General features: G+C 40.3%; 8 protein-coding genes and 1 rRNA gene. 1 reads left to right on the forward strand and 8 read right to left on the reverse strand.

Annotated features, from left to right (window positions below):
* The first annotated feature begins 274 nt into the window (after positions 1–274).
* Positions 275–1,606 (forward strand): aminodeoxychorismate synthase component I, encoded by a 1,332-nt coding sequence (gene pabB / locus C8322_RS09700; RefSeq protein ID WP_111810545.1) that lies wholly within the window; start codon positions 275–277, stop codon positions 1,604–1,606.
* A gap of 139 nt (positions 1,607–1,745) precedes the next feature.
* Here the strand turns inward: pabB and hisC are convergent, their stop codons facing one another.
* The 8 genes from hisC to rrf form a co-directional block, all read right to left on the reverse strand.
* Positions 1,746–2,837: a histidinol-phosphate transaminase gene (gene hisC / locus C8322_RS09705; protein ID WP_111810546.1), complete on the reverse strand. Its 1,092-nt coding sequence runs from the start codon at positions 2,835–2,837 to the stop codon at positions 1,746–1,748.
* Between the two features lie 181 nt (positions 2,838–3,018).
* A complete protein-coding gene (hisD, locus tag C8322_RS09710; protein ID WP_111810547.1) occupies positions 3,019–4,320 on the reverse strand; it encodes a histidinol dehydrogenase in 1,302 nt (433 codons plus the stop codon).
* A gap of 184 nt (positions 4,321–4,504) precedes the next feature.
* A complete protein-coding gene (hisG, locus tag C8322_RS09715; RefSeq protein WP_071321301.1) occupies positions 4,505–5,206 on the reverse strand; it encodes an ATP phosphoribosyltransferase in 702 nt (233 codons plus the stop codon).
* Positions 5,206–6,462: a UDP-N-acetylglucosamine 1-carboxyvinyltransferase gene (murA, locus tag C8322_RS09720; RefSeq protein ID WP_111810548.1), complete on the reverse strand. Its 1,257-nt coding sequence runs from the start codon at positions 6,460–6,462 to the stop codon at positions 5,206–5,208. Before murA ends, hisG begins: the two co-directional genes overlap by 1 nt.
* Positions 6,463–6,469: 7 nt before the next feature.
* Positions 6,470–6,721 carry a BolA family iron metabolism protein IbaG gene (gene ibaG / locus C8322_RS09725; protein WP_004814457.1) on the reverse strand — a complete coding sequence of 84 codons (252 nt, stop codon included), beginning with the start codon at positions 6,719–6,721 and terminating at the stop codon, positions 6,470–6,472.
* A gap of 134 nt (positions 6,722–6,855) precedes the next feature.
* Complete coding sequence (gene hpf / locus C8322_RS09730; RefSeq protein ID WP_004814456.1) at positions 6,856–7,188, reverse strand: ribosome hibernation-promoting factor, HPF/YfiA family; 333 nt, start codon at positions 7,186–7,188, stop codon at positions 6,856–6,858.
* 177 nt (positions 7,189–7,365) lie between these two features.
* Complete coding sequence (locus C8322_RS09735) at positions 7,366–8,817, reverse strand: RNA polymerase factor sigma-54 (protein WP_111810549.1); 1,452 nt, start codon at positions 8,815–8,817, stop codon at positions 7,366–7,368.
* Between the two features lie 259 nt (positions 8,818–9,076).
* Positions 9,077–9,191: ribosomal RNA gene (gene rrf / locus C8322_RS09740) — 5S ribosomal RNA — on the reverse strand.
* Positions 9,192–9,347: the final 156 nt, after the last annotated feature.

A 9,347-nucleotide genomic window follows, 5' to 3' on the forward strand; every position in this document is an offset into this window, starting at 1 on the left:
TTATATCGCTAAAAAAGCCTTTACAGATAGGTTTGTGCAACAAAGCCGTTGTGAATCACTCTTTGTCCATGATGTATTTTTATTTTACGACAGCACGAACAATTAATCCTTGAGTGATTTGCTCGCCCCCCTAAATTAGCTGCGTGTCATTTTTTGTTCAACTGTTGTTGGTCGCATTTCGTTATTCACCGATAAACGGTATATACAAGTTCTACCTCATTTTTCTTGATAATTGAGATAGAATCATCTCAGTCTCTTGAATGCTTTAAACTGAATGCATAGCCTAACTTTTCAACATCTCCTGTCTGCTTCAAATAGTTCCCCGCATGCCATTTTGGAAGCATTGCGCTCCCTGGATCATGCTGTATATTTATATGACAACGGTACGCCATTTATTGCCTGCTGTGCTGAACGTTATACAGTTATACAGGATGATATTATACAAACTTATCAGGCTGTTTCTTTTAATCAGTATGAAGTCGTTGCGCCAGATTTAACTATTAATTTCACGTCTAAATCAACCTCGGACTCTACAAGATTTAATGGCGGCTTTGTCGGATTCATTTCTTATGACTACGCAGCTCAACAGCAAGTTCATTATAGACAGCGCCAGCAGCCAGCATTTTTTATTGGGCAATTCTCTACTTATTTAGAACTTTGTCGTGAAGGATGGATTTTTAAGAGTAGTGATCCTCAAGCAGAACATATTTTTCAGCAGATTCAGGCTTTACTTGATCAATTGCAGGATAAGTCTGAATTTAATTTAGTTTCTCCATGTACAGCGCGTTGGAATAAATCAGCTTATCAGGAGGCTTTCAGTCAGGTTCAGGAATATATCAAAGCTGGTGACTGTTATCAGATCAATCTGACTCAAGAATTTTCAGCACAAGCTAAAGGCTCGGTGTTAGCTACAGCAGAACAATTTTGGCAACTAACCAATGCACCTTATGCTGGTTATTTACGCGTAGGAGAGTTTGAGCTGTTAAGTTGTTCACCCGAACTGTTTATTGATTTTCAATCTGAGCGACGGATTATTACCAAACCGATCAAAGGCACGATGCCGCGTTATACAGATCCAATATTGGATGAGCAATCCAAACAGACTTTAAAAAATTCTGAAAAAGATCAAGCTGAAAATGTGATGATCGTAGATTTATTACGTAATGATTTGAGTGTTTATGCGGAAACTGGCTCAGTTAAAACACCAAAGCTGTTCAATATTGAAAGCTTTAATCAAGTTCATCATATGGTCAGTGAAGTACAAGCTACCCTGAAAAAAGATGTAAATCCATTTGATGTTTTAATGTCTGCCCTTCCTGGCGGATCTATTACCGGTGCACCTAAAATTCGTGCCATGCAAATTATTGAAGAACTTGAAGGTGCGCCACGAGGTGCGTATTGTGGCTCAATGGGGTATTTTAATTTTGATGGCACTGGTTCCTGGAATATTCTGATCCGCTCAATACAGAAATACCAAAATGAGGTGTCACTATGGGCTGGTGGCGGGATTACCATTTCATCAGACTGCGATGCCGAATACCAAGAATGTTTTGATAAAGTCGAAGCGATGTTGAATCTACTCAATACTTGGTACACACCTAAATAAATAAAAAAGCGACTCAATTGAGTCGCTTTTTTATGAATCTCTCCCCTTGAGAAACAATGCTTCTCACCTTTTATAGGGGGAGGAGTTCCTTCCTTTTATAAAAGGATGAGGAGCACTGCTCCGCAAGGGATAGATTCACTTAAATCAAAATCTCATTTTTCAATGTATCAATCAAACGTTGACTCTGCTCATCTGTACCAATAGTAATACGTAAGAACTGATTGATACGTGGCTTATTAAAATAGCGCACGATAATACCATGTTTACGTAATTCAGCTGCTAACTCACCTGCATCTTTGCTTGGCAATGATGCAAAAATGAAATTGGCAGCCGATGGTAAAACTTTAAATCCAAGTTCTTTTAACTGTGCTGTCAATTTCTCACGGCTCGCTATCACTTTGGCATTTTGCGCTTCAAAGTAAGCTTGGTCTTCAAAGGAAGCTACTGCTGCTGCAATGGCAAAACGATCCATTGGATAAGAGTTGAAACTATTTTTTACCGCTTCAAGTGCAGCAATCAAGTGTGGCTGTGCAATTGCAAATCCAACCCGTAGACCTGCTAATGAGCGGGACTTAGACGTGGTTTGGCATACCACCAAATTGTCGTATTTCTCAACCAACACCACCGCAGATTCAGCACCAAAATCCACATAGGCTTCATCAATCACCACAACCGAATTTGGATTAGCTTGAAGCACTTCTTCAATTGCACATAAACCTAGTGCAATACTGGTTGGTGCATTTGGATTGGTAATAATGATGCCGCCATTTGGCTGTTTATAGTCATCGACTACAATTTCAAAATCATCATTGAGCGGCAATACTTTGGTTTCGACACCAAAGAACTGACTGTATACAGGATAGAAACTATAGGTAATATCTGGATAAAGCAATGGCAATTCTTGAACGAAGAATGCTTTGAAAATATGCGCTAAGACTTCGTCTGAGCCATTTCCCATAAACACATTTTCTACTAGCACACTTTGCTGTTTCGCAATCGCTTGTTTCAGTTCAGATGCATCAGGGTCAGGATACAAACGTAAGACATCTGCACCATTGGCTAAAACATTCTGCACCGCTTCCACCACTTTTGGTGACGGTGGATATGGGTTTTCATTGGTATTTAATTTTAAAAGATTTTGGATTTTAGGCTGTTCACCTGGTGTGTACGGCTCAAGCTCACGTACTTCAGGACTCCAAAAACGCATTTGTTCTGTGGTGATCTTTGACATCTTTGTTCTCTTATTAGCCCTCTCCTAACCTCTCCCGAAGGGAGAGGGATCTCCAAACTCTTACATATTGCTTTACTAGATAATTAATTCAATCATGTAATCTCCCTCTCCTGAGCAAGTTTTAAAGCACTGCTTTAAAACTTGCTCAGGAGAGGGTTAGGGAGAGGTTTTATATTTTTAATTACTGATAACGATAACGTGCAGAACGTGCATGTGCATCAAGATTTTCTTCTTGCGCCAAAATGTCTGCAGTTTTCGCTAAAGTTTTCACGCCTTGTTCAGAGCACATAATCAAGCTTGAACGCTTTTGGAAATCATATACACCAAGTGGTGATGAAAAACGTGCTGTACCTGAGGTTGGCAATACGTGGTTTGGACCTGCACAGTAGTCACCAATCGCTTCAGGCGTATAACGACCCATGAAAATGGCACCTGCATGACGAATATCTTCAGCCATTTTTTCTGCTTCGTCTAAACAAAGCATTAAGTGTTCAGGCGCGACTTGGTTAATCAGTTCAGCACCTTCAGCACGATCTTTCACTAATACCAGTGCACCACGGTTCTCGATAGACGTACGTGCGATCTCAGCTTTTGGTAAAGCTTCTAAGTGTTTTTCAATCCATTCACCAACTGCATTCAACAACGCTTCATCAGGTGTAATGAATACTGCTTGCGCAACCGTATCATGCTCAGCTTGTGACAATAAATCCATTGCCAGCCACTCAGCATTATTTTCACCTTCCGCATACACTAGAATTTCAGAAGGTCCGGCAATCATATCGATACCGACTTGACCAAATACCGCACGTTTTGCCGCAGCAACGAAACGGTTACCCGGGCCTGTGATTTTATCTACAGATGGAATGCTTTCTGTACCATAGGCTAATGCTGCAACCGCTTGCGCACCACCAATGGTAAATACACGGGTCACGCCTGCCAAATATGCTGCTGCAAGTACCAATGGATTCAATTCACCATTTGGTGCAGGAACCACCATGATAATTTCAGGTACACCTGCAACATGGGCAGGTACTGCATTCATCAATACTGAAGATGGATACGATGCCAAACCGCCCGGTACATAAATACCCACACGATCCAGCGGTGTGACTTTTTGACCTAAGGTATTACCTAAAGCATCGACATAGGTCCAGCCATCTTGCTTTTGTGCTTGGTGGAATTCACGTACACGGTTGGCAGCGAGTTCTAAAGCTTCACGCACTTCAACTGTTAAACCATCAAAGGCAGCTTTCAATTGTTCTTGAGTCAGTTCCAGATCTGAAAATTGATGCGCTGGATGTCGATCGAACTGCTGAGTAAGTTTAAGAACATGAGCATCACCATGCTGACGCACATCAGCAATGATTTGATCTACGGTTTTTAAAAGTTCAGGATCACTCACTGTTTCAAAAGCTAACAAGTCAGCAAATACCTGCTTGAAGTTTTGATCTTGAGTCGATAAACGTCGCATCAATTTACCCACAAGGTTGATATGGAAAAGATTAGTTTACCTGTTTTAACAGGCTTTGTGGTTATCTATCTACTTTCTTGAGCATGAGTTTTATTGGAAATAGCATTCGGTAAAATTGATGATTTCTCTAAATTCTCTATCAAACCCTAGATATAAAAAAACCGTCCTTGCAGACGGTATTTTAGAACGATAAAAATTAAGCTTTTTTCGATTGTTCACGTGCTTCAACAGCTTGTTCAAGCTGTGCCAAAATTGGATTCAATAATGCTTGTTTACGCTTAAAGCTGGCTTTATTGACAATCAAACGTGAAGATACTTTACAAATTTCTTCCAGTGGCTCAAGACCATTGGCACGAAGTGTATTGCCTGTATCGACCACATCAACAATATAATCGCCTAGACCTACAAGTGGTGCAAGTTCCATAGAACCATAAAGCTTGATCACATCAACCTGCTCACCTAGGCTTGCATAATATTGACGGGTTAAATTCACATACTTAGTCGCAATTTTAAGACGGCCTTTCGGACGTTCCATACCAACCTTGCCTGCTGTCATCAGTTTACAGTTGGCAATTTTTAGATCTAATGGCTCATAGACATTTTGCGCGCCATGCTCCATCAACACATCTTTACCTGCCACACCGATGTCTGCTGCGCCATTTTCAACATAGGTTGGCACATCAGAAGCACGTAAAATCAGAATACGAACGTGTTTATGGGTTGTCGGGAAAATTAGCTTTCGAGACTTATCCGGATCTTCCAGCAGGTTAATACCTGCCGTTTCAAGTAACGGTAGAGTTTCTTTTAAAATACGGCCCTTACTTAATGCTAAAGTTAAACCATGATCAAAATTGCCCATTACGTCAAAGTTTGGATCATCGTTTCTCATATCGCTCATTAACTTACTCGCTTAATTTGGGCGCCTAAACCTTGTAACTTCGCTTCGACATCTTCATAACCGCGGTCAATATGATAGATACGGTCAATCACTGTTTCCCCTTCAGCGGCAAGCGCTGCCAGTACCAAAGAGAATGAAGCACGTAAATCTGTCGCCATCACTGGTGCTGCAGAAAGTTTTTCCACACCCGTCACCACAGCATCATTACCTTCCACCTGAATATTCGCCCCCATACGAGCCAATTCAGGAACATGCATGAAACGGTTTTCAAAAATCGTTTCGGAAATTGTCGCAAAACCGCGGCCAATTGCATTCACTGCCATTAGCTGAGCCTGCATATCTGTTGGAAATTCTGGATGCGGCAAAGTACGGAAGCTGACAGCTTTCGGGCGTTTACCCATCATATCCAGTTCGATCCAGTCGTCACCACGTGTAACTTCTGCACCCATTTCTTCAAATTTTTCCAATACTGATTCAAGCAGGTTTGGATCTGTATTCGTTGTTTTTACTTTACCGCCTGTGATCGCAGCAGCTGCCAGATATGAACCGGTTTCAATCCGATCAGCAACCACAGCATATTCACAACCATGCAGACTTTCTACGCCAGTCACAACTAACGTATCTGTGTCTAAACCTTCAATTTTGGCACCCATTTTAATCAGCATTTGCGCAAGATCGGTAATTTCAGGTTCACGTGCTGCATTACGGATTGTCGTTACGCCATCTGCCAGCACAGCCGCCATCAGAATATTTTCGGTACCACCCACGGTCACCATGTCAAAGATAACTTCGCCACCTTTCAGACGACCATCAACTTTGGCATGGACATAACCAGCTTCAACCTGGATTTCAGCACCAAGCGCTTCCAAAGCTTTTAAATGCTGATCAACAGGACGAGAACCAATCGCACAACCGCCAGGTAAAGACACCTGTGCACTACTGTAGCGCGCCAGTAATGGACCAAGCACCAAAATGGATGCACGCATAGTTTTTACCAACTCATATGGTGCAAACTGGTTATCCAGGGTTGAAGTATCCGCAACAACAGTATCACCTTCATATTTCATGGTGATCCCGAGACCGGCAATAAGTTTAACCAGTGTGTTTACATCTTTCAGATTAGGCACATTGGTCAAGGTAATGGGAGTATCTGCAAGAATCATTGCAGCCAGTAGTGGAAGTGCTGCGTTTTTCGCACCGGAAATACGCACTTCACCTTCGAGCTTATTGCCGCCCTGAATTAAAAATTTATCCATTAATCTATTAAGCTCCAAATAAGCTTGCTTTGCGCCATTCTTCTTTGGTCATTGCGCGAATTGTTACGGCATGGACTTCACCACTGGCGATATAAGAATTGAGAGGAGCATAAACAGCTTGTTGTCGAGCAACTGGTCGCTTACCATCGAATTGATCATCCACAATACGGAGATCATATTTGCCGCCCTGACCACTCACAGCAATGTCAGCCTCTGGGAACGCGGCTTTTAAGATTTCAGCGAGCTGTTCATTATTCATCACAAGACCTCTTATAGGACTAAGGGTGTAAAACGGATCATTTTACTATAAATAAAAAAAATAATTCATTAGTCACATACATTATATATATAAAAAAAGAGGCTTTTAAAAACCTCTTTTTCCATTCTGCCCGATTATAAAGCCAATGGCTGATAATTCAGGTTCATTTTTCGATATCGATCAATTTGTTTTTTTAATTTTTCTGTCAAAAGCTTGATCGAGGTATACATATCATCGGCATTGGCATGCGCAAAAAATTCGATTCCCGGTAATCTGATAATCGCTTCCGCAATATGATTACTGCTTCCTTTTTTAGAGCGTTTATCAATCTGATGATCTTTTGAAAGTTTAACCTGCATACTGTTCACTTGATCCAGATGTTTAGTCATCTGCTGGAACTTTGTTTTTATAGTATCTTCAATTGCTGGCGTAATAGATAAATGATGTCCACGAATTGTTATTTGCATAGTTCTATCCCTCAACTTCGTTAGGATTAGACGAGTCACAGTCCAATGATTCGATGACAATAACCAATGCAAGGTTACAGTTCAGAAATTGGATCAAATCATTTTACGGTTCCTCAAAAGAAAAAGAGATTCATCATAGTGTCATGATGAATCTCTAGAATAGTCAGATTTTAAAACTTAGATCAAGACCTTTCGTTCAGAAGATGAAGGAATATGTAACGATTCACGATATTTAGCGACTGTACGTCTTGCTACATCAATACCTTCCTCTTTTAACATATTGGCAATTGCATTATCCGACAACGGCTTACGTATATTTTCCTCAGAAATCAATTTTTTAATCTTGGCACGAATCGCAGTTGAAGATGCTTCCCCACCCGAAGTCGTACCGACATGACTGGAAAAGAAATATTTCAATTCAAAAAGGCCACGCGGTGTCAGCATGTATTTATTGGTTGTTACTCGGGAAACTGTTGATTCATGGAGTTCCACTTCTTCAGCAATATCACGTAATACTAGAGGTTTCATCCCTTCAGCACCAATTTCTAAAAAAGCTTTTTGGTGTTGGACAATACAAGTGGCTACTTTTAACAAAGTCTTATGACGTTCATCGATACTTTTAATGAAATTTTTTGCTTCCAGCATCTGGTTTCTTAAATATTGATTGTCATCACTTTGATCAGCACGACGGATCATATTGGCATAAAAAGAATTTACACGTAGTTTTGGCATCACGTCAGGATTCAACATTACCTGCCAGCAGTCATTCTTTTTCAACACGACAACATCGGGCACCTGATAATCAGATTCGCGATCTTCAAATTCCAGACCAGGATGGGGTTTTAATGTTTTAAGTAAATCTACTGCACAGCGCAACTGATCTGGATTCAAACCAGTTTGCTTAATCAGCCGAGGTAATTCATTGGTAATGAGTAGTTCATAATGCTGTAGCAGCTTAATGGCATCATTACGACAAGGCGTGGAAGCGGGCAAATTATCCAGCTGAACCATCAGGCATTCAGCCAAATTGCGCGAACCGACACCAATAGGCTCTAATCGTTGAATATGTTTGAGTACTACAAGGACTTCATCATCTTCAATTTCCTCCTCATAGCCCATGCTTTGTAACAAGTGTTGAACTGAGGTGGTAATTTCCGAAATTTCGACTTCAAGAAAGCCCTTATCGTCCAAGGAGTCGATAATGCAATGTGCAATCAACTTATCAATTTTAGAAAAATGTAGCAGATTTACCTGTTCAATCAGATGTTGCTGCAGGCTTAAATGTCCCTGCCGATTATCCTCACGTTCTTCGTATTCAGCTGCACCTAAACTAGTGGGCTGATGGGTATATACATCATCCCAATCAGTATCCACAGGCAAATCATCAGGCAAATGATCTGCATTCAATTCATTGGTTAAGTCTTTTTGGTCATGCTCAACTTCAGAAGTAGATAAACTTTCTAAATTTGATTGTTCTTCAACTTTTTCCAGCAGAGGATTACTATCTAGCTGTAACTGAATTTCCTGTTCAAGTTCCAGACTTGACAGTTGCAATAATCGAATTGCTTGCTGTAATTGTGGAGTTAATGACAGCGAGTTCGCAACTTTTAAGCCCACTGATAATTTCATTGTTACCCCTCATTATTCAAACCGCGCTTTATAAGCAATTTTTATGCCGCTTTATTTTTTTATAACATAGATTTGTTAAATTACATACAATTCCTTGTATTTTTTATGCACTATTTAAGCTATTCATTTTAAATATTAATATTAATTAGTATCTTATTTTTATCAAATGATCTTATTTGCTTTTAAAAATTCGAAATAAATTAAAAAATTCCATAAAAAAACACCCCCTGTCATTTGACAGGGGGTGTTTAGAATAATGAGCTGGCGATGACTTACTCTCACATGGGAAACCCCACACTACCATCAGCGCTAAGAGGTTTCACTTCTGAGTTCGGGAAGGGATCAGGTGGTTCACTCTTGCTATGGTCGCCAGCACAACTGGTATGACTTTGCATTTGGTCTTATTCGCTTTGCATTGCTGCTTTGCTTGCCGTTGCTTGGTCAAATGAGTTATTAACAGATATATCTGAGTTGCAGTATTTTGTTCTTTAGCGTTCACTAAATCAAGTTTTTGTTTGATCATTAGATCA

This window comes from Acinetobacter sp. SM1B, assembly GCF_003289665.1.
Classification (GTDB): domain Bacteria; phylum Pseudomonadota; class Gammaproteobacteria; order Pseudomonadales; family Moraxellaceae; genus Acinetobacter; species Acinetobacter schindleri.

Coding starts and splice junctions, on each gene's coding strand:
- pabB (WP_111810545.1), top strand. CDS start 275: ATGCATAGCCTAACTTTTCAACATCTCCTGTCTGCTTCAAATAGTTCC.
- hisC (WP_111810546.1), bottom strand. CDS start 2,837: ATGTCAAAGATCACCACAGAACAAATGCGTTTTTGGAGTCCTGAAGTA.
- hisG (WP_071321301.1), bottom strand. CDS start 5,206: ATGAGCGATATGAGAAACGATGATCCAAACTTTGACGTAATGGGCAAT.
- murA (WP_111810548.1), bottom strand. CDS start 6,462: ATGGATAAATTTTTAATTCAGGGCGGCAATAAGCTCGAAGGTGAAGTG.
- ibaG (WP_004814457.1), bottom strand. CDS start 6,721: ATGAATAATGAACAGCTCGCTGAAATCTTAAAAGCCGCGTTCCCAGAG.
- hpf (WP_004814456.1), bottom strand. CDS start 7,188: ATGCAAATAACAATTCGTGGACATCATTTATCTATTACGCCAGCAATT.
- C8322_RS09735 (WP_111810549.1), bottom strand. CDS start 8,817: ATGAAATTATCAGTGGGCTTAAAAGTTGCGAACTCGCTGTCATTAACT.